Annotated in this window: 25 protein-coding genes and 1 riboswitch; of the genes, 15 read left to right on the forward strand and 10 right to left on the reverse strand. The window is 61.9% G+C overall.

Annotated features, from left to right (window positions below; translation table 11 throughout):
* Positions 1-103: 103 nt before the first annotated feature.
* Genes E8Q41_RS14095 through E8Q41_RS14105 form a run of 3 tightly spaced genes read left to right on the forward strand, consistent with a single transcriptional unit; the run spans position 104 to position 3,947 of the window.
* Positions 104-616 (forward strand): molybdopterin-dependent oxidoreductase, encoded by a 513-nt coding sequence (locus E8Q41_RS14095; protein ID WP_137156185.1) that lies wholly within the window; start codon positions 104-106, stop codon positions 614-616.
* On the forward strand, positions 613-2,862 hold the full coding sequence (locus E8Q41_RS14100; RefSeq protein ID WP_246660188.1) for an ATP-binding protein: 2,250 nt from the start codon (positions 613-615) through the stop codon (positions 2,860-2,862). Before E8Q41_RS14095 ends, E8Q41_RS14100 begins: the two co-directional genes overlap by 4 nt.
* Positions 2,863-2,873: 11 nt before the next feature.
* Positions 2,874-3,947, forward strand: a complete 1,074-nt coding sequence (locus E8Q41_RS14105) for an HD domain-containing phosphohydrolase (RefSeq protein ID WP_137156186.1) — start codon at positions 2,874-2,876, stop codon at positions 3,945-3,947.
* Between the two features lie 67 nt (positions 3,948-4,014).
* Here the strand turns inward: E8Q41_RS14105 and E8Q41_RS14110 are convergent, their stop codons facing one another.
* Complete coding sequence (locus E8Q41_RS14110; protein WP_137156280.1) at positions 4,015-4,656, reverse strand: outer membrane protein; 642 nt, start codon at positions 4,654-4,656, stop codon at positions 4,015-4,017.
* 452 nt (positions 4,657-5,108) lie between these two features.
* Here E8Q41_RS14110 and E8Q41_RS14115 point away from each other — a divergent pair, with 452 nt between their 5' ends.
* On the forward strand, positions 5,109-5,453 hold the full coding sequence (locus E8Q41_RS14115; protein ID WP_137156187.1) for a hypothetical protein: 345 nt from the start codon (positions 5,109-5,111) through the stop codon (positions 5,451-5,453).
* Between the two features lie 49 nt (positions 5,454-5,502).
* Here E8Q41_RS14115 and E8Q41_RS14120 read toward each other — a convergent pair whose 3' ends face one another.
* Entirely contained in the window at positions 5,503-6,456 is a 954-nt protein-coding gene (locus tag E8Q41_RS14120; protein WP_137156188.1) for a DUF1775 domain-containing protein, read from the reverse strand.
* Positions 6,457-6,529: 73 nt separating this feature from the next.
* Positions 6,530-6,871 (reverse strand): hypothetical protein, encoded by a 342-nt coding sequence (locus tag E8Q41_RS14125; protein ID WP_137156189.1) that lies wholly within the window; start codon positions 6,869-6,871, stop codon positions 6,530-6,532.
* 207 nt (positions 6,872-7,078) lie between these two features.
* A riboswitch (glycine riboswitch) is annotated at positions 7,079-7,169 on the forward strand.
* A 204-nt stretch (positions 7,170-7,373) separates the two neighbouring features.
* Here E8Q41_RS14125 and gcvT point away from each other — a divergent pair.
* The 6 genes from gcvT to E8Q41_RS14155 all read left to right on the forward strand — a co-directional run bounded on the left by gcvT (position 7,374) and on the right by E8Q41_RS14155 (position 13,355).
* Positions 7,374-8,447, forward strand: coding sequence for a glycine cleavage system aminomethyltransferase GcvT (gene gcvT, locus E8Q41_RS14130; protein ID WP_246660194.1), 1,074 nt, complete (start codon positions 7,374-7,376; stop codon positions 8,445-8,447).
* A gap of 211 nt (positions 8,448-8,658) precedes the next feature.
* The gene (gene gcvH, locus E8Q41_RS14135) at positions 8,659-9,021 is read left to right on the forward strand and encodes a glycine cleavage system protein GcvH (RefSeq protein WP_137156191.1); all 363 of its coding nucleotides are present in this window, start codon (positions 8,659-8,661) and stop codon (positions 9,019-9,021) included.
* On the forward strand, positions 9,021-11,885 hold the full coding sequence (gcvP, locus tag E8Q41_RS14140) for an aminomethyl-transferring glycine dehydrogenase (protein WP_137156192.1): 2,865 nt from the start codon (positions 9,021-9,023) through the stop codon (positions 11,883-11,885). Before gcvH ends, gcvP begins: the two co-directional genes overlap by 1 nt.
* Positions 11,886-11,988: 103 nt before the next feature.
* Positions 11,989-12,285 (forward strand): alkylphosphonate utilization protein, encoded by a 297-nt coding sequence (locus tag E8Q41_RS14145; RefSeq protein ID WP_137156193.1) that lies wholly within the window; start codon positions 11,989-11,991, stop codon positions 12,283-12,285.
* A gap of 141 nt (positions 12,286-12,426) precedes the next feature.
* Entirely contained in the window at positions 12,427-12,684 is a 258-nt protein-coding gene (locus E8Q41_RS14150) for a hypothetical protein (RefSeq protein ID WP_137156194.1), read from the forward strand.
* A 41-nt stretch (positions 12,685-12,725) separates the two neighbouring features.
* On the forward strand, positions 12,726-13,355 hold the full coding sequence (locus E8Q41_RS14155; protein ID WP_137156195.1) for an esterase: 630 nt from the start codon (positions 12,726-12,728) through the stop codon (positions 13,353-13,355).
* A gap of 25 nt (positions 13,356-13,380) precedes the next feature.
* Here E8Q41_RS14155 and sufA read toward each other — a convergent pair whose 3' ends face one another.
* The 3 genes from sufA to E8Q41_RS14170 all read right to left on the reverse strand — a co-directional run bounded on the left by sufA (position 13,381) and on the right by E8Q41_RS14170 (position 14,425).
* Positions 13,381-13,770, reverse strand: coding sequence for a Fe-S cluster assembly scaffold SufA (gene sufA, locus E8Q41_RS14160; protein WP_137156196.1), 390 nt, complete (start codon positions 13,768-13,770; stop codon positions 13,381-13,383).
* A 77-nt stretch (positions 13,771-13,847) separates the two neighbouring features.
* Positions 13,848-14,147 (reverse strand): type II toxin-antitoxin system RelE/ParE family toxin, encoded by a 300-nt coding sequence (locus E8Q41_RS14165; protein ID WP_137156197.1) that lies wholly within the window; start codon positions 14,145-14,147, stop codon positions 13,848-13,850.
* Positions 14,147-14,425 (reverse strand): type II toxin-antitoxin system ParD family antitoxin, encoded by a 279-nt coding sequence (locus E8Q41_RS14170; RefSeq protein ID WP_137156198.1) that lies wholly within the window; start codon positions 14,423-14,425, stop codon positions 14,147-14,149. The genes E8Q41_RS14165 and E8Q41_RS14170 overlap by 1 nt, the downstream gene beginning before the upstream one ends.
* A 402-nt stretch (positions 14,426-14,827) precedes the next feature.
* Between E8Q41_RS14170 and rutA the strand changes: the two genes are divergently transcribed.
* The 5 genes from rutA (at position 14,828) to E8Q41_RS14195 (ending at position 18,570) form a co-directional block, all read left to right on the forward strand.
* On the forward strand, positions 14,828-15,919 hold the full coding sequence (gene rutA / locus E8Q41_RS14175; protein WP_137156199.1) for a pyrimidine utilization protein A: 1,092 nt from the start codon (positions 14,828-14,830) through the stop codon (positions 15,917-15,919).
* The gene (gene rutB / locus E8Q41_RS14180; protein WP_137156200.1) at positions 15,916-16,659 is read left to right on the forward strand and encodes a pyrimidine utilization protein B; all 744 of its coding nucleotides are present in this window, start codon (positions 15,916-15,918) and stop codon (positions 16,657-16,659) included. The genes rutA and rutB overlap by 4 nt, the downstream gene beginning before the upstream one ends.
* A 26-nt stretch (positions 16,660-16,685) precedes the next feature.
* Entirely contained in the window at positions 16,686-17,072 is a 387-nt protein-coding gene (gene rutC, locus E8Q41_RS14185; RefSeq protein WP_137156201.1) for a pyrimidine utilization protein C, read from the forward strand.
* A 192-nt stretch (positions 17,073-17,264) separates the two neighbouring features.
* A complete protein-coding gene (rutD, locus tag E8Q41_RS14190) occupies positions 17,265-18,035 on the forward strand; it encodes a pyrimidine utilization protein D (RefSeq protein ID WP_137156202.1) in 771 nt (256 codons plus the stop codon).
* Positions 18,036-18,057: 22 nt separating this feature from the next.
* Entirely contained in the window at positions 18,058-18,570 is a 513-nt protein-coding gene (locus tag E8Q41_RS14195; protein ID WP_137156203.1) for a flavin reductase, read from the forward strand.
* Between the two features lie 3 nt (positions 18,571-18,573).
* Here the strand turns inward: E8Q41_RS14195 and E8Q41_RS14200 are convergent, their stop codons facing one another.
* From E8Q41_RS14200 to E8Q41_RS14215, 4 genes are read right to left on the reverse strand one after another with little or no spacing between them, the layout of a single operon-like run.
* Entirely contained in the window at positions 18,574-18,894 is a 321-nt protein-coding gene (locus tag E8Q41_RS14200) for an XRE family transcriptional regulator (protein WP_137156204.1), read from the reverse strand.
* Positions 18,894-19,247, reverse strand: a complete 354-nt coding sequence (locus E8Q41_RS14205) for a type II toxin-antitoxin system RelE/ParE family toxin (protein ID WP_137156205.1) — start codon at positions 19,245-19,247, stop codon at positions 18,894-18,896. The genes E8Q41_RS14200 and E8Q41_RS14205 overlap by 1 nt, the downstream gene beginning before the upstream one ends.
* Before the next feature lie 38 nt (positions 19,248-19,285).
* Entirely contained in the window at positions 19,286-19,660 is a 375-nt protein-coding gene (locus E8Q41_RS14210; protein ID WP_137156206.1) for an SUF system Fe-S cluster assembly protein, read from the reverse strand.
* Positions 19,661-19,670: 10 nt separating this feature from the next.
* Positions 19,671-20,894: a cysteine desulfurase gene (locus tag E8Q41_RS14215; RefSeq protein WP_137156207.1), complete on the reverse strand. Its 1,224-nt coding sequence runs from the start codon at positions 20,892-20,894 to the stop codon at positions 19,671-19,673.
* Between the last annotated feature and the right edge of the window lie 122 nt (positions 20,895-21,016).

Genomic DNA, 21,016 nt, shown 5'->3' on the forward strand with positions numbered 1-21,016 from the left:
TGGAAAAGGAGCCTGTCTCGGGTTCCGGGTCGTCTCGTCCTCTAGCCGCGCTGGACGCAAGCGACAGTTTTGACCGCGGCGACAAAAAATTTGGGCAGACGCCATGCTTGCACGCCAGATCTCGCTCTTGACCGCCGCCCTTGCGGCGCTCGCAGTTCAGTTTGGACCCGCGCTCGCGCTCGATAAGCCGACGGGCGACGTCGTCCTCACTGTCACCGGCGCAATCGACGACATCAATAGCGGCTCCGCCGCCGAATTCGACATGGCGATGCTGGAAAAACTGCCCGGCCGTGCGGCCACGCTCGAAACGCCCTGGACCCAGGGCAAAGTCACCTTCTCCGGTCCCTTCATGGCCGAACTGATGAAAGCCGTGGGCGCGCATGGCAAGACGCTGCGCGTCTCCGCGCTCAACGACTACACCGTGGAAGTGCCGCTTTCGGACGCCACCGACATCAAGACGATCCTCGCCACGCGCATGAACGACGAGCCGATGTCGGTGCGCGACAAGGGACCGCTGTTCATTATCTACCCCTTCGACCTCGACCCTTCTCTCTATAATGAGAAATATTTCTCGCGGTCGGTCTGGCAGATCAAATCGATCGAGGTCATCGAGTGACCAGCCCCATGCAGGAAAGCGACGTCATCCGCAAAGCCGGCAAGACGACCGCCGTGCTGCAGGTCTTCGCTGTCCTGCTGCTGGGGCTACTCGGTTCTCTCTATTACGATATCTCATCCCGCTATTCGGCGCTGCAGAGCGGCATCCGCGAAAACGCCATGTGGTCGGTCTACCAGCTGGACCGAGAAGCGCGTCGACTACGGGAGGTGGTGTCGATCGCCATCGCCAGATCTGACACGTCAGCCGCCTCGCAGAAGGAAATATCGCTTCGCTATGACATCCTCTATTCACGCATGGCGATGCTCGAAAAGGCCAATTTCGAGGAAAACTTCAAGGTCGACGCCACCGTTCGCAAACAGCTGACGGAAATCCGCCGCACGGTCTTTCAAAACGCCCCGCTGTTCGACGACATCGCCGCAAAGAAGACGGTATCGATCGCAAGCCTCCGCATTCTCCAAATTCAACTCCAAGCGCTGACCGTCAACAGCGAACATCTGCTGACCTACACCAACACGACGCTCAGCGCCGACCGCGCCGACGCCCGCCAGACATTGCAGGCGCTGGAAATGAAGTCGCTGTCGCTGATCGTTCTGCTGGTCGCTTCGGTGGGCTTCCTGATCTTCACCCTGCGCCGGCAGTTGCGCAGCGTCCGCGCCGCCGGCCTCAGCCTCGAGACCATGGCCGGCAATCTCAACAACGCCTATCAGGCGGCAGAAGCAGGCAATCGCGCCAAATCGCAATTCATGGCGACGATGGGCCACGAGATCCGGACACCACTCAACGCGATTCTCGGCATGGTCGAACTGATGGAGCTGAAGAAGCTGCCGGTGGAGTGCCTGGACAATCTGCGTACCATCCGCGGCGCAGGCGAAGCGCTGCTCGACATCATCAACGAGATCCTTGATTTCGCCAAGATCGAGCACGGCAATCTCGAGCTGGAATACCGTATCGTCGACATCAGAGCGCTGGCCGAATCCGCCACGGAAATGATGCGCGGCCGCGCCGCCGAGGCGGGCAATACAATCGAGCTGGATATGCCGGCAGTGCTTTCCGCCCCCTATATCCATTCCGATCCCACCCGTCTGCGGCAGATCGTGCTCAATCTGATGAGCAATGCGGTCAAATTCACCGCCAATGGCGCGGTAACCCTTCGGATCCGCGAAACCGGAACCGAGCGTGCGCCCCGCCTGCGCATCGAGGTCAAGGACACCGGCATCGGCATCGACGAGAGCGGCCGCGCCAAGCTGTTCAAGCCCTTCTCGCAGGTCGACGCCTCGATCAGTCGCAAATATGGCGGCACCGGACTGGGCCTGACCATCTGCAAGCAGATCGTCGATCGCTTCGGCGGCGAAATGGGCGTCGACAGCGTGCCGGGCCTCGGCAGCAAATTCTGGTTCGAGATCCCGGCGCCCCGCTCGGAACTCGCGCCGCCCAACCATAAGTCTGAAAACGCCCCAGCCAACGCTCTGCCCAAACTCACGGTGCTGGCGGTAGAAGACAACAAAGTCAATCAGCAGGTCATCCGTCGCTTTCTGGAGCATCTCGGCCAGGAGGTCCATCTCGCCGACGATGGCGCGCAGGCCGTGGAGTTCGCCTCCGGCAAGCGCTTCGACCTCATCCTGATGGACATGCAGATGCCGGTGATGGACGGCATCGAGGCGACGCGCCGCATCAAGGCGCTGCCGGCGCCGTTCAGCCAGACGCCGATCTGGGCCATGACCGCCAACGCCTCCGAGGACGATCGCATCGCCTGCGAGGAAGCCGGCATGGAAGGCTTCCATTCCAAGCCGGTGTCGATGATCCAGCTCCGGCAGCTCATCACCGATCTCGGCCGGTCGGCGCCGCGCATGCCGCTGGAAACGCCGTCGACGCCAGTCGTGAAGGAGGAGGACGTTATCATGGTGGAGACGCCGCCCAAGCAGCAGGACGACGCCTGGAAACGCCCGTTCGACCTGCGTCGCCAGGAAATCGCAGACGCCCTGGGCGACGAGGTTTTCCAGGAACTGCTCGTCGATTTCTTCGAAGACTCCGATCGTCTGCTGCGCGAGCTTCTCGCAGCCTACGACGCCCGCCAGTCCGAAAAACTCGATCCGATGCTGCACAATCTCAAGGGCGCGGCAGCCAATGTCGGCCTGGCGGACATCGCTGCCACTGCGCAGCATATGCGGAACAACCATCCGAGCCGCACCGAGCTCGAAACACTGTCAACGAACATCGCCAGCCGCAAAATGATGCTGGCGGCCTAAGGGGGTAGACAATGCGCATACTTCTCGTAGACGACAACAAGACCAACCTGACCATCCTCACCAAGCTGGTCGAGAAGCTGGACGGCTGCATTCCGCTGCCCTTCATCAGCCCCGAAGACGCGCTGTCGGAAATGCCGGAACTCGATTTCGACATCGGCATCGTCGATTTCCAGATGCCCGTCTACACAGGCGTCGATTTCCTGATCGAGACGATGCGCTTCGACAAATACAAGGACAAGCCCTTCGTCTTCGTCACCGTCGACACCGACCTCGCCACCCGCATGGCGGCGCTGAACGCCGGGGCGATCGACTTTCTGACCAAGCCGATCAATCCACTCGAATTCACCGCGCGCATCCGCAATCTGGTCGCGCTCGCCGACGCCCGCAACAAGCTGGCCGACAAGGCGGAATGGCTGCGCATGGAGGTCGACAAGGCGGTGGGCGAGCTGCGCGCCCGCGAAGAGGAAATCATCTATCGCCTGACGCTCGCCGCAGGCTACAAGGATCCGGAAACCGGTCGCCACACCATGCGCGTCGGGCTCTATTCCGAAGCCATCGCCAAGGCCTACGGCCTGTCGCCCGAAGTAGCGGCCGACATTCGTCTTGCCGCGCCGATGCATGACATCGGCAAGGTCGGCATCGCCGACGAGATCCTGTTGAAGCAGGGCAAGTTGACCGAGCAGGAATTTGCCGAAATGCAGCGGCATACGTTGGTCGGCGGCCAGATCCTCGGCCAGTCGCGTTCGAGCCTGCTGCAACTCGCCGCCGAGATCGCCTCGTCGCATCACGAGCGCTGGGACGGCCAGGGCTATCCGCTTCGCCTGCAGGGCGCGTCAATCCCGCTGGCGGGCCGCATCGTCGCCATCGCCGACAATTTCGACGCGCTGACCACCGCCCGCCCCTACAAGGAGCCCTGGACGGCGGATCAAGCGTCGGAACATATCGTGCGCCGGGCGGGAAGCCAGTTCGATCCGAGCTGCGTTGCGGCGTTCAAGGCGGCCCTGCCTGAAATCCTCCGCATCATGCGCGACAATTCGGTCGCCGATGACGCGCCCTTCTGTCTGCCCGCTCAGGCCGTCGCCTGATCTTTCTGAGCCCGCATATGGAAAAGGGCGCCGCGGCGCCCTTTTCTCGTTTGATCTGTCGCTCGGATCAGAACTTGTAGCCGATGCCGATCAGCGCCTCGTGCTGCTGGGCGTCGACATCGGTGCCGCCGATATTGGCGCTGCCGTAATCGTTGAAGCGATATTCGACGCGACCGAACATGTTCTGGGTGAACTTGTAGTCCACGCCGGCGCCGACGGTGTAGCCGTGCAGGGCCTTGGTGTCCTTGTCGCCGCTGGCGTCGTCGAGGTAACCGCGGGTCACAGTGTAACCGGCCGCGCCGTAGAGCAGCGCGTTGTCCATGACGGCATAACCGACGCGACCACGGACGGAGCCCGACCAATCGGTTCCGGCGTCGCGGCCGAGGACCTGCTCTTCGTTCCACTTATAGGAAAAGTCGCCTTCCAGACCCAGCACGATGCTGTTGTCGAGCTGGTGGTTCCAGCCTGCGAAAGCCCCGAGCGAGCCGCCGTTGAGCCAACGGTTACGATCGGTTCCGCCGAAGTCGTAATCTCCCTTGGTCCAGTTGCCGCCGCCCATGATGCCGATATAGCCGCCGGCCCAGGTTGCGGGCGCGGCGATTTCTTCGGTCACGGCCGGAGGAGCCGGTTCCGGCGAAACCAGGTCGGCCGCGTGAACTGAGGTCGCAGCGCACAGCGCCATGGCCGAGAGGATCAAAGTCTTCTTCATCATGTTTACTCCTTCGATATCTCCGGAAGGGCCCGCCTTCCGTCAATCGCCCCGCCCAAGACGGGCATCGCTGTTGACTATCAGCGGCCCTCTATGAACCCTGACGCACCGAGAACATCATGCGGCGCTCAAGGTTCCCGTCGGCGGTCGATTTTTCCGGGCCGTGCTTTAAAGCCCACAGCCGTTTGCTACGAAAATACTCATCACCGGCAAGCTGGGCGGCTTGATGGCTGAATTGCGGTGATGAGGTGGCGGGGGTCGTCTAAGCAGAGGATGCGACCGAATTGCATCACCTTTGGTCGAACCTGATAAAACCACCGCACCAGCCGATTGCAATCGTCACGATCGTAGCCAGAAAAGCCTAACTCCGCTAAATTTCTAATTTTTTGCGCAAGGGGAGATCCAGAACCTTGCTCTAGCGTTTCCAGTATAGAGTAACTGGATCAACAGCCATGACACAGATCGTGACAGTGTCGGCGCATACAGCGGCTTACGCCGCAGAAGGCTTGCGTCCAAATGCGCGCGTCAGCGGCGTCTCTCCCGTTGAGACCGCGACGCGCGCCTTGACGCCTGAGCGCAAGATTGCGCCGGACATCAAGTCGGGAGCGCCGCCCGTCATGTCGCCGGGAATGACGACCTTTTTTCTCGAGGCTGGCGAAAAGCGCCGGCAGCCGATGATGACGTTCGCCCAGGCTGAAGAGGAATACCGGCTGAATGGCGGGCGGTCTGACGGACCAAGCGCGAGCCGGGTCGTCACAAGGCGACCCGAAAGGGAAGAAGAGACCGACGAGGGTTGAAACGGAAAAAGAGCGGCGCGGGGCCGCTCTTTCCATATTGGCGGACCGCCTATTTGTGTTTGTGCTTCATCGCCCCGCCCTTGATGTCCATCACCGGAAGCTTGACCACGACCTTGCCCGCCTTGGCAAAAACCAGCGTCATCTCCACGACGTCCCCGGCCTTCAAAGGATGTTTCGGCCCCATCAGCATCATATGAAGGCCGCCCGGCTTCAGCTCTACGGTCTGGCCTGCGGGCAAGGGGATGCCGTCGGGCAGCTTGCGCATCTTCATCACATCGCCTTCCATCGACATCGTATGCAATTCGACATGGTCGACGCCGTCAACACCTTCCACAGCGACCAACTGATCGTCTTCCGAGCCCTGATTGGCGATGGTCAGGAAGCCGCCCGCCACCGGCTGGCCGGGCGCCGTCGCCTTGATGAAGCCGGGCGTGATGTCGAGCGCTCCCAGCTTCACGGCCTCCGGCGCGGCGTCATGATGATGATGCATCTCCTTGGCGGCAATCAGCGTCACGGTCGGCGCCGGATTGGGGAGATCATGTGCATCCTGACCGGGGGCAGCGATCTGGTTCCACACCGCCTCGGCGCCGTCGCACAGTTGCGTCACAGCGAAAGGAACGACAGCCCCCTCGGCGAGACCGGCAAACTTGCCGCGCACCGCGAAGATGTCGAAATAGTCGTCCGGGAGATCACCGCCCTTCCAGCGGATTTCGAGCGGGCCTTCAGACACTGGTTTGCCGTGGTCCTTGTACTCGCTCTTGTACTTGCCCTTGACGATCTCGAGAGTCCAACCGGCCTTGGGCATCGGCTTGGCTGAAATAAAGCCTTCCGGAAGCGTCACCCGCACCTCCCTGGTGGCCTTGCCGTCGCAGCCATGCGGGATCTGCAACTGCGCGAGGTAATAGCTGTCGGCCGGGGCTTCGCCCTGAACCAGGGTAACGTGAGCGGAGGCGATGGCGGGGATGGCCGCGAATGCGGCGACGGAAACAATGGTCTTGAACATAAGGGGTCTCTTCTCTGCGCTTGGCGCAAACGGGTTGCCGCGACAGGCGGCGGAATGATGAAAAAACGAGATATCAGACCGCGAGCGGCGGGCCCCGGCTCGCCATGCGCCGATATCCAGACTTGGGCGTGATATCGCCGCGGGGCGCGGGCTCATTCAGCCCAAGCAAGGTGAAGACGGGCGCGTCCAGCACTGCGAGATCCGGCGCAGGCGCGCCATGCGGCTGGGCGATGAGGCAGGTCTTGCAATGATCCGCCGGCGCCTGGGACTGGTCTTTGCCGCCGGGTTCGCAAAGCGAAGCGTAGGACCCGTCCGGAAGCTGGTAGTAAGCGCCGGCCGCGCCTTCGGCGCCTGCGGCGTGATGGCCGGAAAAGCCGAGCAGAACAAAGGCGATGGCGCACAGAATGCGCAGCATCGCCCCTCTCGCTCGCAAGAATCCCGGCATCATTGTCTCCCCGTCGATCATGCCTAGCCCAATAGCGGCTTCCTGAACAGAGGACTTTGCGCCGGATCAAACCGGATCGCATCCTTCTGTCAATTCCCGGATAACCTCCCTGCGACAATTTCTGTGGCGATCGCGCCGTTTCCTCTTGTCATTGGGCCTGTCTTGCGGCTATGCCTAGCTCACCCGATGGGAGAGCCCACTGCATTGCGGTGGCGCCGAAGGAGCAACAGCCCCGGAAACTCTCAGGCACAAGGACCACCGGGCGGGAACAGAACTCTGGAGAATGGCGCGTGCGCCTGCCGAAGGGATAACAATCTCAGGCAAAGGGACAGAGGGGGCTTGAGAACCGGAACCGCGTGACCGCGTCCGGACTTGAGCAGGCGAGAACGCCGAACCCGGGAGACTGTTCGTGACTGAAAGCCCTATCCTCAAAACGCCGCTCCACGCGCTGCATATAGAACTCGGCGCGCGCATGGCCCCTTTCGCCGGCTATGACATGCCGATCCAATATCCGCTGGGGGTGATGAAGGAGCATCTCTTCACCCGCGGCCAGTGCGGCCTGTTCGACGTGTCGCATATGGGTCAGGTGACGATCCGGGCGAAGTCCGGCAACCTAGCCGAGGCGGCCCTTGCGCTGGAAACCCTGATCCCCGTCGACATCGCCGGGCTGAAACTCGGCCGCCAGCGCTACGGCTTTTTCACCAACCAAGCCGGCGGCATCCTCGACGACCTGATGGTCTCCAATCGCGGCGATCATTTCTTCATGGTGGTCAACGCCTCGCGCAAGGCCGACGACATCGCCCATCTCCGCGCCCATCTCTCTGATGTCTGCGACATCGACGTGCTCGAAGACCGGGCGCTGATCGCTCTCCAAGGCCCGCATGCCGAGCAGGTGCTGGCGGAATTCTGTCCGGAAGTGACCAGCATGGCCTTCATGGATGTCGAGACCGACGATCTGCACGACATCGACTGCATCGTCTCCCGCTCCGGCTATTCCGGCGAAGACGGTTTCGAGATCTCCATCCCGGCCAAAGACACGGAGACGGTGGTCCGCCGCCTGCTCGACCATCCCGATTGCGAAATGATCGGCCTGGGCGCCCGCGACAGCCTGCGGCTTGAAGCCGGCCTCTGCCTTTACGGCAACGACATCGACGAGACGACGACACCTGTCGAGGCCGGGCTGACCTGGGCGATCCAGAAGGTCCGCCGCAATGGCGGCGCCCGCGCCGGCGGCTTTCCCGGCGCGCACCGCATTCTGGAGGAACTGGACAACGGCCCCGCCCGTCTTCGCGTCGGGTTAAAGCCAGACGGCAAGGCCCCGATCCGCGCGCATGCGAAACTCTATGCCGACGACGCGGGCCAAGATCTGCTCGGCGAGGTCACCTCCGGCGGCTTCGGCCCGAGCATCGATGCGCCCGTCGCCATGACCTATCTGCCGGTGAGTCATGCCGCCGCGGGAACGCGGGTTTTCGCCGAGGTGCGCGGCAAGTTTCTGCCCGCGACGGTCAGCGCCCTGCCCTTCGTGACGCCGGGGTATCGGCGGTAACGGCGGATGTCGTGCTCCGCCCCTCATCCGGCTGCCGCCACCTTCTCCCCGCGCCTGCGGGGAGAAGGGAGATGGAGCGACCGCTTTGCCACATGCTCCTTCTCCCCGCATGCGCGGGGAGAAGGTCCCGGCAGGGGGATGAGGGGCAGTTCCCCGACGCCGATCAGCCAAAAACATCCAACCTATCAACCCACTCCAGAGGACCCAGACCATGCTGAAATTCACCGAAGAACATGAATGGCTGAAGCTCGACGGCGATGTCGCCACCGTCGGCATCACCCGCCACGCCGCCGATCAGCTCGGCGATCTCGTCTATGTCGAACTGCCCGAGGTCGGCGCGACGCTTGCGAAGAATTCCGCCTCCGCCACGGTGGAAAGCGTCAAGGCCGCTTCCGAAGTCTATTGCCCGCTCGATGGCGAGATCGTCGAGGTGAACGACGCCATCGCCAAAGATCCGGCGCTGGTCAATTCCGATCCACTGGGCGCCGGCTGGTTCTTCAAACTCAAGCTCGCCAACCCCAGCGAAATCGAAGCCCTCATGGATGAAGACGCCTACAACAGGATGGTCGGCTAATGTCACTGCCCAGCGACTTTACCTTTACGGATTACGATCCCTACAATTTCGCCGACCGCCGCCATATCGGCCCCTCGCCCAGTGAAATGGCCGAGATGCTGAAGGTGATCGGCTATGACAGCCTCGACGCGCTGATCGACGACACGGTGCCCGCCTCGATCCGGCTCAAGACGCCGCTCGCCTGGGACAAGCCGCTGACTGAGCGCGAGGCGCTCGACAAGATGCGTGAAACGGCCAACAAGAACCGCAATCTCGTCTCGCTGATCGGCCAGGGTTATTACGGCACGATCACGCCGCCGGTCATCCAGCGCACCATTCTGGAAAATCCGGCCTGGTACACCGCCTATACGCCCTACCAGCCCGAGATCAGCCAGGGCCGCTTGGAGGCGCTGCTCAATTACCAGACCATGATCTCCGACCTCACCGGTCTCGATATCGCCAACGCCTCGCTGCTCGATGAAGCCACCGCTGCGGCCGAGGCAATGGCGCTGGCCCAGCGTTCCGCCAAGAGCAAGGCGACCGCCTTCTTCGCCGACGAGAACTGCCATCCGCAGACACTGGCGCTGCTCAAGACCCGCGCCGAGCCGCTCGGCTGGACGGTGATTGTTGGCGATCCCTTCAGCGATCTCGATCCGAGCCAGGTGTTCGGCGCGCTGTTCCAATATCCCGGCACCTATGGCCATGTCCGCGATGTCGCGCCGCTGATGGAGAAACTCCATGCCGCCGGCGCGCTCGGCGCGGTGGCCGCCGATCCCTTGGCGCTGTGCCTGCTCAAATCCCCCGGAGAAATGGGCGCAGATATCGCCGTCGGCTCGACCCAGCGCTTCGGCGTGCCGGTCGGCTATGGCGGCCCGCATGCCGCCTATATGGCGGTACGCGACGAACTCAAGCGCTCCATGCCCGGCCGTCTTGTCGGCGTTTCCATCGATGCCCGCGGCAACCGCGCCTATCGGCTGGCGCTGCAGACGCGCGAACAGCATATCCGCCGCGAAAAGGCGACCTCCAACATCTGCACGGCGCAGGTGCTGCTGGCGGTGATGGCCTCGATGTACGCCGTCTTCCACGGCCCGCAGGGACTGAAGGCGATCGCCCAGAGCGTTCACCAGAAGACCGTCCGCCTCGCCAAGGGGCTCGAGAAACTTGGCTACAAAGTCGAGCCAGAGAGTTTCTTCGACACGATCACCATCGAGGTCGGCAAATTGCAGGGCGTCATCCTCAAGGCTGCGGTCGCTGAAGGCGTCAACCTGCGCAAGATCGGCTCCGACCGCATCGGCATTTCGCTGGACGAACGCTCCCGCCCGGTGACGCTGGAAGCCGTCTGGCGCGCCTTCGGCGGCGATTTCAGGACAGAGGATTTTGCCCCAGACTGGCGCCTGCCGGCGAACCTCCTGCGCAAGAGCGACTATCTCACCCACAAGATCTTCCACATGAACCGGGCGGAAAGCGAGATGACCCGCTATATCCGCCGCCTGTCGGACCGGGATCTCGCGCTCGACCGCTCGATGATCCCGTTGGGCTCCTGCACGATGAAGCTCAACGCCACCGCCGAAATGCTGCCGATCACCTGGCCGGAATTTTCCGAAATCCATCCCTTCGTGCCTGCCGATCAGGCCGAGGGCTACCGGATCATGATCGAGGATCTGACGAAAAAGCTCTGCGACATCACCGGTTACGACGCCTTCTCCATGCAGCCCAATTCCGGCGCGCAAGGGGAATATGCCGGCCTCCTCACCATCCGCAACTATCATCTCGCGCGTGGAGATACCCATCGCGATGTCTGCCTGATCCCGACATCTGCGCATGGCACCAACCCGGCCTCGGCGCAGATGGTCGGCATGAAAGTCGTGCCGGTCAAGGTGTCTCCGAATGGAGACATCGATCTCGACGACTTCCGCGCCCAGGCCGAAAAGCACGCGGCCAATCTCTCAGCCGTGATGATCACCTATCCCTCGACCCATGGCGTGTTCGAGGAGACGGTGCGGGAGATCTGCGACATCACGCATGCCCATGGTGGTCAGGTCTATATGGACGGGGCCAATATGAACGCCATGGTCGGCCTGTCGCGGCCCGGCGATATCGGCTCGGATGTCAGCCATCTCAACCTGCACAAGACCTTCTGCATTCCCCATGGCGGCGGCGGGCCGGGCATGGGGCCGATCGGCGTCAAGGCGCATCTCGCGGCGCATCTGCCCGGCCATCCGGAAAGCGACCATCGCGACGGCGCAGTCTCGGCCGCACCCTTCGGCTCCGCCTCGATCCTGCCGATCTCCTGGTCCTATATCCTGATGATGGGCGGCGAAGGCCTGACCCAGGCGACGAAAGTGGCGATCCTCAACGCCAATTACATCGCCGCCAGGCTGAAGGGCGCCTACGACGTGCTCTACAAATCCGCCAGGGGGCGCGTGGCCCATGAATGCATCATCGACACAAGGCCGCTGCAGCAGAGCGCCGGCGTCAGCGTCGACGACGTCGCCAAGCGCCTGATCGACTCCGGCTTCCATGCGCCCACCATGAGTTGGCCGGTGGCCGGCACGCTGATGATCGAGCCGACCGAGAGCGAAACCAAGGCCGAACTCGACCGCTTCGTTGAGGCCATGCTGTCGATCCGCGCCGAGGCCCAGGCGATCGAAGACGGGCATATGGACAGGACCAACAATCCGCTCAAAAACGCCCCGCACACGGTGCGCGATCTCGTGGGCGACTGGGACCGGCCCTATAGCCGCGAACAGGCCTGCTTCCCGCCCGGCTCGCTCGGCGTCGACAAATACTGGCCGCCGGTCAACCGCGTCGACAATGTCTATGGCGACCGCAACCTCGTCTGCGCCTGCCCGCCGATGGAGGCTTATGCGGAAGCTGCGGAGTAGCCGCTGATCGGCAGCCGCCCTCACACGGGGGCGGCGTCATTGCATTCCACGGCGTCGTCCTGTAGGCCCCGGTCAAGATTTTCCGCAATAAAGGAACCTGGCCATGGCCGACGACGAATACATCTACGACGAAGCAACCGGCGAATGGCGGCCCGCGTCCGAGATCGCCGCTGAGAAGGCTGCGGCCAATGTGGTGGTGGATTCCGCCGGCAATGTGCTGGCGGATGGCGACAGCGTGGTGCTGGTCAAGGATCTCAAGGTCAAGGGCGCGGGCCAGACGCTCAAGCAGGGCACGGTGATCAAGACGATCCGTCTCACCGACAATCCCGAAGAGATCGATTGCCGGCACGAAGCGATCAAGGGTCTGGTGCTGCGCACGGAATTCGTCCGCAAGCGTTGACGCGAGATTCGGGCGCCGGTTCAGCGACAGTTCACGGCGTCCGTCAATCCGAATTCTTAGTCCCAAAATGGCGCTATCATCCGTTTAGGAAATTGTAAGCGTCGTCTTATAGAACACGTTTGCTGCATAGAGGAGATGGGCATGAGCCCAGCAAACGTGATGAACACAACCCTTCCAGGCATGCTGAGCCAGACGTCCCAGTTTGGCAATGTCGCTGATGCGATGACCGATTTCCAGACAGAAGCCGACAGCCAGTTCGGGGCGCAAGACCGCGCAAGCGATCTGGCCCGTGAACTTTCGGGCATGTCCGAGACCCGTTTTGTCCGCGAGGCGGCGCTCGCCTCTTTCGAAAGCGGCATGGATCTCTGGGCCGCGCTGATGCTGGTCAAGCGAGAGTAATCCGTTCACATCCCGGTCACACGGCGGCGCTAACCCTTGGATTGCAAATCGAGGGGATCGCGATGCTTCATCATGTCATTCGCCGCGCCGGCTCGCCTAAACGCCCGCTGATCTTCCTGCATGGCTCGGGTCAGGACGAAGCCAGCCTTGACGCGCTGGCCGCGCAGGTCGCGCCCGATCGCCCTGCGATCCTGCCGCGCGGCGCCGTGATGTGGGAAGACGGCTACGCCTTCTTTCGCAGACGCCCCGACCGCAGCATCGACATCGACGATCTCCTGCAACAGCGCGCGAACGTTCTGATTTTCCTCGCCAGCCTCAAACGCGCCCGCAGCGTGACGCGCCGTCCGGTGCTGATAGGCTATTCCAACGGGGCCATCATGGCCGAAAGCCTGTTGCGCGGCAGCCCTGAACATTTTGCCGGCGCAGCCTTGATACGCCCGCTCAGTCCGGAACTGCCGGAACCGGCCCGGGATCTCCAGGGCAAACCGGTGCTGGTGCTGTCCGCGTCCGAGGACGAACGTCGGGCGCGAGAGGACGCGGAGACCGCAAGGGACAGACTCCTGATCGCGGGAGCGGACGTGGAGTTCCTTGAAACCTCAGCGGGCCACGCGCTCACCGACAAAGAGGCCGCGGTCCTCTCGGCCTGGCTCACTCGACATTTTCCCGATTGACGATGTTCACACCCCTCCGGGGCAGTCAGGCGCGAACGACGGCCTCGCCCTTGGCGGCGAGCGCCGCGAGATCGGCGGGCTTCAGCTCCACGCTCTCGCCGCAGCCGCAAGCGGAAGTCTGGTTCGGGTTGGAGAAGGTGAAGCCCGAGCGCAGCGTCGTGGTCTCGAACCCCATTTCCGTGCCGAGCAGATAAAGCACCGCCGCCGGCTGCACCCAGACCCTGGCGCCGTCGCGCTCGATCAGATCGTCCTTGGGATTGGGATCGGTCACCAGATCGATCGTATATTCCATGCCGGCGCAACCGCCCTTCTTGATCCCGACGCGAATGCCCTTGGCGTCGCTGTCGGAATTTTCGACGATCTCGCGCACGCGCGCGGCGGCGGCGTCCGTCATGGTCATGACTTGAAAGCCCATCGGCTCATTCTCCTTCGCAAGCCGGGTTCAAGGCCCGGTGTTGTCAAGTCGCAATGTAAGGCAGTGCGGTTAAGGGTTCAATAGCGGGGTTCGCGCATCGCGTTGGACCAGTCGCGGGCGGCATGGAGAACGCGGATGATCGCCACGCCGTCTTTGACGACCCTGTAAAAGATCAAATAGGACCCCTCCGGAAAACTCCTGAGATCTTCGGCTGTGCCGTCTCGATGGCGTCCCAACATGGGCATGTCGCCAAGCCGTCGCATTGTTTCGAGAAGATCGATTCTCAACCGCCTTGCGGCTACGGGATTGTGATCGGCAATATATTTGACCGCTTCGATAATATCCCTCTCCGCCTGAGGTCGAAGCGTGTAGCCCATCAGGAGGCTTGCTTCGCGATATAACCTTCCAGTTCATGCTTGATGCGTTCGAAGGCCATCTCGCCATCGACAGGGTCGCCGCTTGCATCCCCCTCAGCGATCAATACCGCGATCTCCTCCGGCGTATAACCGTGCACCAGCCGCTTCGCCTGCCACGCATCGAGCGCTTCACGCACAATGTCATCCACCGAGGCAAAAGCGCCTGCCTCGACAATGGCGCTCAGGGCCACGCTCTGTTCGGGCGTCAGTACCACGCTGATCCTGTCTGGGCCGCTCATCGTGTCTCTCCTTGATCACGAGCCATCCTATCACGCGACGGCGCTTCCGCCAATGCAACCGTAAAACCGTCGATGACGACGCCTTCCTTTTTGCCGCTGCACGAAAATTAAGCGTGAAATCCGAGATGCTAAAATTTGATGGATATCAAGTCCTTCTCGCAGTGCATTCTTTGCGTTGCAATCGACAAAGATCAATTTCTCGGCGCCCCACGCCCATCCGTGCGGCAAAACAGGCGGAATTTCTTGTCCAAACGATAAATTTTTGACCATTCGGTAAATATTACGAAACACCAGGCAATAGGTTATTGTTTTTAAAGGCCTTTATAAACTGGCACGCCGATTGCTTCCTTAGTCGCAACCCGCCCGCTCTATCCGCGGCAGTTCAAAACAGGAGGTTCGACTATGGAAATCGGCGTCTTCATTCCCATCGGCAACAATGGCTGGCTCATTTCCGAGAACGCCCCGCAATATAAGCCCAGCTTCGAGCTCAACAAGGAAATCACGCTCAAGGCCGAGAAATACGGCTTCGATTTTGCGCTCTCCATGATCAAGCTGCGCGGCTTCGGCGGCAAGACGGAGTTCTGGGATTACAATCTCGAAAGCTTCACGCTGATGGCGGGACTGGCCGCCGTGACCTCGAAGATCAAGCTGTTCGGCACGGCCGCCACGCTGGTCATGCCGCCTGCCATCGTCGCGCGCATGGCGACAACGATCGACTCCATCTCCGGCGGCCGCTTCGGCGTCAATCTCGTCACTGGCTGGCAGCGGCCGGAATACAGCCAGATGGGCTTGTGGCCGGGCGACGACTATTTCGCCGACCGCTACCAATATCTCGGCGAATACACGACCGTGCTCAAGGAGCTCTTGACCACCGGCCAGTCCGACCTCAAGGGCAAGTATTTCCAGATGGACGATTGCCGGATGAAGCCCGTGCCGCAAGGCGAAGTGAAGCTTATCTGCGCCGGCTCGTCCAATCAGGGCATGGCCTTCTCCGCCGAATACGCCGATTACAGCTTCTGCTTCGGCGTCGGCGTCAACACGCCCAAGGCCTTTGCTCCGACCAATGAACGGCTGCTGGCCGCCACCGAAAAGACCGGCCGCGAGGTGCGCTCCTTCGTGCTGACCATGGTGATCGCCGAGGAGACCACCGAAGCCGCCTTCGCCAAATGGGAGCATTACAAGGCCGGCGCCGACGAGGACGCCATCAAGTGGCTCGGCCTGCAAAGCGCGGCCGACACCAAATCCGGCTCCGACACCAATGTGCGGCATATGTCCAACCCCGTTTCGGCCGTCAACATCAATATGGGCACGCTGATCGGCTCCTATGCCGAAGTCGCCGCCATGCTCGACGAGATGAGCGAAGTGCCCGGCACCGGCGGCGTGATGCTGACCTTCGACGATTTCCTCGAAGGCATCGAGAAATTCGGCCAGCATGTGCAGCCGCTGATGAAGAGCCGCAGCCACATCACCCCCATGCTGGAGGCCGCCGAATGAGCGCGCCTGTCGTCGCGGGCTATCAGCCCCGCCCGGAACTGACCAAGAGCGTCACGCTGCCGGCGCGTCCCGAGCCGATCACGCTGAAGCCGTCGGAAACCGCCGTCGTGGTGGTCGACATGCAGAACGCCTATTCCACCGAAGGCGGCTATGTGGATCTCGCCGGCTTCGACATAACGGGCGCCAAGGGCACGATCGCCAACATCAAGAAGACGCTGGACGCAGCGCGCGAAGCGGGCGTGCTGGTCGTCTATTTCCAGAATGGCTGGGATCCGGACTATATCGAGGCGGGCGGTCCCGGCTCGCCCAACTGGCACAAGTCCAATGCGCTCAAAACCATGCGCGCCCGCCCCGAACTGCAAGGCCAATTGCTGGCCAAGGGCACCTGGGACTACGCCATCGTCGACGAGCTGAAGCCGCAGCCCGGTGACATCCTGGTGCCGAAGACGCGCTATTCCGGCTTCTTCAACACCAATATGGACAGCGTGCTGCGCGCCCGCGGCATCCGCAACCTCGTCTTCGTCGGCATCGCCACCAATGTCTGCGTGGAGAGCTCGCTGCGCGACGCCTTCCACCTCGAATATTTCGGCGTGATGCTGGAAGACGCCACCCACCATCTGGGGCCCGACTTCATCCAGCAGGCGACCGTCTACAATGTCGCGAAATTCTTCGGCTGGGTCGCCACAGTCAATGATTTCTGCGGCGCGATCAGCCAGGCCGCGCCCGCCGACGCCACCTGAACCATAACCATACGGAGAGAGAAAAAATGCCGAAGACCATCATCGTTCCCGAAGGCACCCAGAAGCCGATCGCGCCCTATTCGCCCGGCGCGCTCGCCGATGGCGTACTGTACGTTTCGGGCACCCTGCCCTTCGACAAAAACAACGACGTCGTCCATGTCGGCGACGCCGGAGCCCAGACGCGGCATGTGCTGGAAACGATCAAATCGGTGATCGAGACCGCCGGCGGCACGATGGAGGACGTGGTGATGAACCACATCTTCGTCACCGACTGGGCCAATTACCAGGCGGTCAACAAGGTCTATGCCGAATATTTCCCCGGCGACAAGCCGGCCCGCTATTGCGTGCAATGCGGCCTCGTGAAACCGGATGCGCTGGTGGAGATCGCTACGGTGGCGCATATCGGGAAGTAAAAAAACTTAGCCCCTCCCCAACCCCTCCCCACAAGGGGGAGGGGCTAACCCAGACGCCATCGCCTCGTTCGTCGGCCCCTCCTGCACCAGGTTCGCCATGAACGGGCTGCATTGCCCCAGGTTAAGCCCCTCCCCCTTGTGGGGAGGGGTTTGGGGCGGGGTTTTTTACACCACAGAGTTTGAGCGCATCCCATGCATTACGACATCCACGGCTCCACCGACCCTTGCGCCCCCACCATCCTCCTCTCCTCCGGCCTCGGCGGCTCCGGCGCCTATTGGACGCCACAGATCGAGGCGCTCGCGAAAACCCACCGCGTGGTGACCTATGATCACACAGGCTGCGGACGCACCGGCGGCGAAGTTCCGAAGGATGGCGGCATCCGCGCTATGGCCGATGACGTGCTGGAGATCGCCGACGCCTTGAAGCTCGAGACGTTTCATTTCATCGGCCATGCGCTTGGCGGGCTGATGGGCCTCGATATTGCGCTCCGCCAACCCCGCCGCATCGGTAAGATGGTTCTGATCAACGCCTGGAGCAAGGCCGACCCGCATTCCGGCCGCTGCTTCGACGTGCGCATCGAACTTTTGCAAAAATCAGGCGTGCCGGCCTTCGTGAAAGCGCAGCCGCTGTTTCTCTATCCGGCGATCTTCATGGCCGACAATCCCGAGCGGATGGCGGTGGAGGAAGCGCATGCGCTCGCGCATTTCCAGGGCGAGACCAATATTCTCCGCCGCATCGCCGCACTGCGGGCCTTTGATGTTGACGCCGCGCTTGAAAAGATCGAGACGCCGACCCTGATCTACGCCACCCGCGACGACCTGCTCGTCCCTTATTCCCGTTCGGAGCGACTGGCGGCCGGCCTGCCCAACGCCCGGCTCCACCTCGACGATTTCGGCGGCCACGCCGTCAATGTCGTCCATCCCGACCGGTTCAACCAGACCATTCTCGACTTCCTCGCCTGAGGCGCACGCAAAGGAAAAAGCCATGCTGGCCACCAAGATGATCGAAACGCCCGATATCGCCGCCGAACGCAGCGCAGCCTATCGCAACGCCATGGCGCGTCTCGCCGCCGCAGTCACCATCGTCACCACGGATGGCGTGGGCGGCAAGGCGGGCTTCGCCGCCACTGCCGTCACCAGCGTCTCGGACAATCCGCCGACGCTGCTGGTCTGCCTCAACCGCGGCTCCTCGGCCTTCCCGGCCGTGAAAGCCAATGGCGTCGTCACGGTCAACGTGCTCTCGAACGATCATCAAAACCTCAGCCGCCTGTTCGGCGGCAAGACGCCCGTCGACGAGCGTTTCGCCGGCGCGGATTGGGAAAAGACCGAAACCGGAGCCTGGCGCCTGCCCGACGCGCTCGCCAGCTTCGACTGCCGCATCACATCGATCGCTGACGGCGCAACCCATGACGTGCTGTTTTGTGAGGTGATCGAAACAGTGGTGCGGCCCGATGGCGAGGCGCTGGTGTATTTCGATCGGGACTACAGGGTGGTGTGAGGGCTATTGGGCGGCGGTGAGCGCGTTGGCTTTTCGAAATGAAAGGTCGATTTCCACTGACCGACCCAAAGCCGCAACGATCTCAACGAGGCGATCAATGCTGATATCAGAAAGTGACGCATTGCGTATCCGCATCAACTCCTCGACATTCAAACCCGGATGCGCATTGAAGAACTCGGCGGACAAGTCATCATCACCAATAACGGCAATGATCTCGGCCGCCAGCTTCGATTTGGCGCTCAACACCTCAGCATTAGGATATCCAAAATCGCGAAAGACATTGCCGCTGCCGCGAACCAGTTCCAAATCATCATCGGTGCTCATCACAGTGCTTCCCGCAATTGCCGCAGTCTCCGCTTGATCAGATCAATTTCATGCTGAGGCGTCTTGATGCCGGTCTTCGACTTCTTCTGAAAAGCATGAACGACCCATAGATCGTCGCCAATCTGGACAGCATAGATAACACGAAACGCATCGCCGCGAAACGGCAGCGCAATTTCGAATACGCCGCCGTCTATGCCCTTTAAAGGTTTCGCTGTAGCCGCCTTATGACCATGAGCGGCGATGTCGAGAGCCGTCAGGATCTCCAACTGCGCTGCAGCCGGAAATGTCTCAAATTCTCGCCTTGCCGGCTTTATCCAGGAGATTGCCCTTGTCGTGACCTGACCCTCTCTAATAGGAGAGGGATCTAACGTGGCAAATCAACCAGAGCGCGTCAATACCACCCCAGCGCCACCTGCGCCTCTTCGCTCATGCGCTCGGCCGACCACGGCGGATCGAAGGTCATGGTCACTTCCACGCCCTGGACGCCTTCCACGGCGCTGACGGCGTTTTCCACCCAGCCGGGCATTTCGCCAGCCACCGGGCAGCCCGGCGCGGTCAGCGTCATGACGATCTTCACCATGCGGTCGTCTTCGATGTCGACGCGGTAGATCAGGCCGAGTTCGTAGATGTCGGCCGGAATTTCCGGGTCGTAGACGGTCTTCAGCGCGGCGATGATGTCGTCGGTCAGCCGGTCGATTTCCTCGGGCGGGATCGTGGACTGGATCAGTCCCATGCGCGCGTCGATCTTTTCAGCTTCCTCGGTCATGGCGCTTCCTTCAGGCAAAGAATGTGCGGGCGTGTTCGAGCGCATCCACCAGCGCGTCGACCTCGGCCCTCGTGTTGTACAAGGCGAATGACGCCCGGCATGTAGAGGTGACGCCGAAGCGTTGCAAGAGCGGCTGGGCGCAATGGGTGCCGGCGCGCACCGCAACGCCGCGTCGATCGATCACCATCGACACGTCATGGGCGTGAATGCCTTCGAGTTCGAAGGAGAAAATGCCGCCCTTGCCGGGCGCATTGCCGATGATCCGGAGCGAGTTCACCGAGCGCAGCCGTTCAGCGGCATAGGCGGCGAGATCAGCCTCATGGGAGGCGATCGCGGCGCGGCCGATCTTCTCCATGTAATCGAGCGCATAGCCGAGCCCGATCGCCTGCACGATCGGCGGCGTGCCGGCTTCGAAACGGTGCGGCGGATCGTTGTAGGTCACCGTCTCCATGGTCACTTCCGAAATCATCTCGCCGCCGCCCATGAAGGGCCGCATGGCCTTGAGACGCTCCGGTTTGCCATAGAGCACGCCGATGCCCGAGGGGCCGTAAAGCTTGTGGCCGGTCATCACATACCAGTCGCAGTCGATGTCGCGGACATCGACGGGCATATGCACCGCGCCCTGGCTGCCGTCGATCAGCACCGGAATGCCGCGCTCATGGGCAATGCGGCAGATCTCCTTGACATTGACGATGGTGCCGAGCGCATTCGACATATGGGTAATGGCGACGAGCCTGGTCTTGTCGCTGAGGCATTTGACGAAATCGTCGATATGGAAGGCGCCCTCGTCATCCACCGGCGCCCAGACGAGCTTGGCGCCCTGCCGCTCGCGAATGAAATGCCAGGGCACGATGTTGGAGTGATGCTCCATGATCGACAGCACGATCTCGTCGCCTTCGCCGATATTGGGCATGCCCCAGCCGTAGGCGACCGTGTTGATCGCTTCGGTCGAGGATTTCGTGAAGATGATGTCGTCGACCGAACCGGCGTTCAGGAAGGCCCTCACCTTTTCGCGCGCGCCCTCATAGGCGTCGGTCGCAGCGTTCGAGAGGAAATGCAGGCCGCGATGCACATTGGCGTATTCATGCGAATAGGCATGGCTGATCGCGTCGATCACGCTTTGCGGCTTCTGCGCCGAGGCGCCGTTGTCGAGATAGACCAGCGGCTTGCCATGCACGGTTCTGGACAGAATGGGAAAATCCTTGCGGATCGCCTCGACGTCATAGCCAGTCATGTCGATGTCCTTCGGATCGGGTCCGGTTCGGTTATTTTTCGTGAAGAGCGTGCTCCGCCCCTCATCCCCCTGCCGGGACCTTCTCCCCGTAGAACGGGGAGAAGGAGGGTATGGCAACGCTG

The organism is Rhizobium sp. FKL33 (assembly GCF_005222915.1).
Taxonomy (GTDB): domain Bacteria; phylum Pseudomonadota; class Alphaproteobacteria; order Rhizobiales; family Rhizobiaceae; genus Rhizobium_E.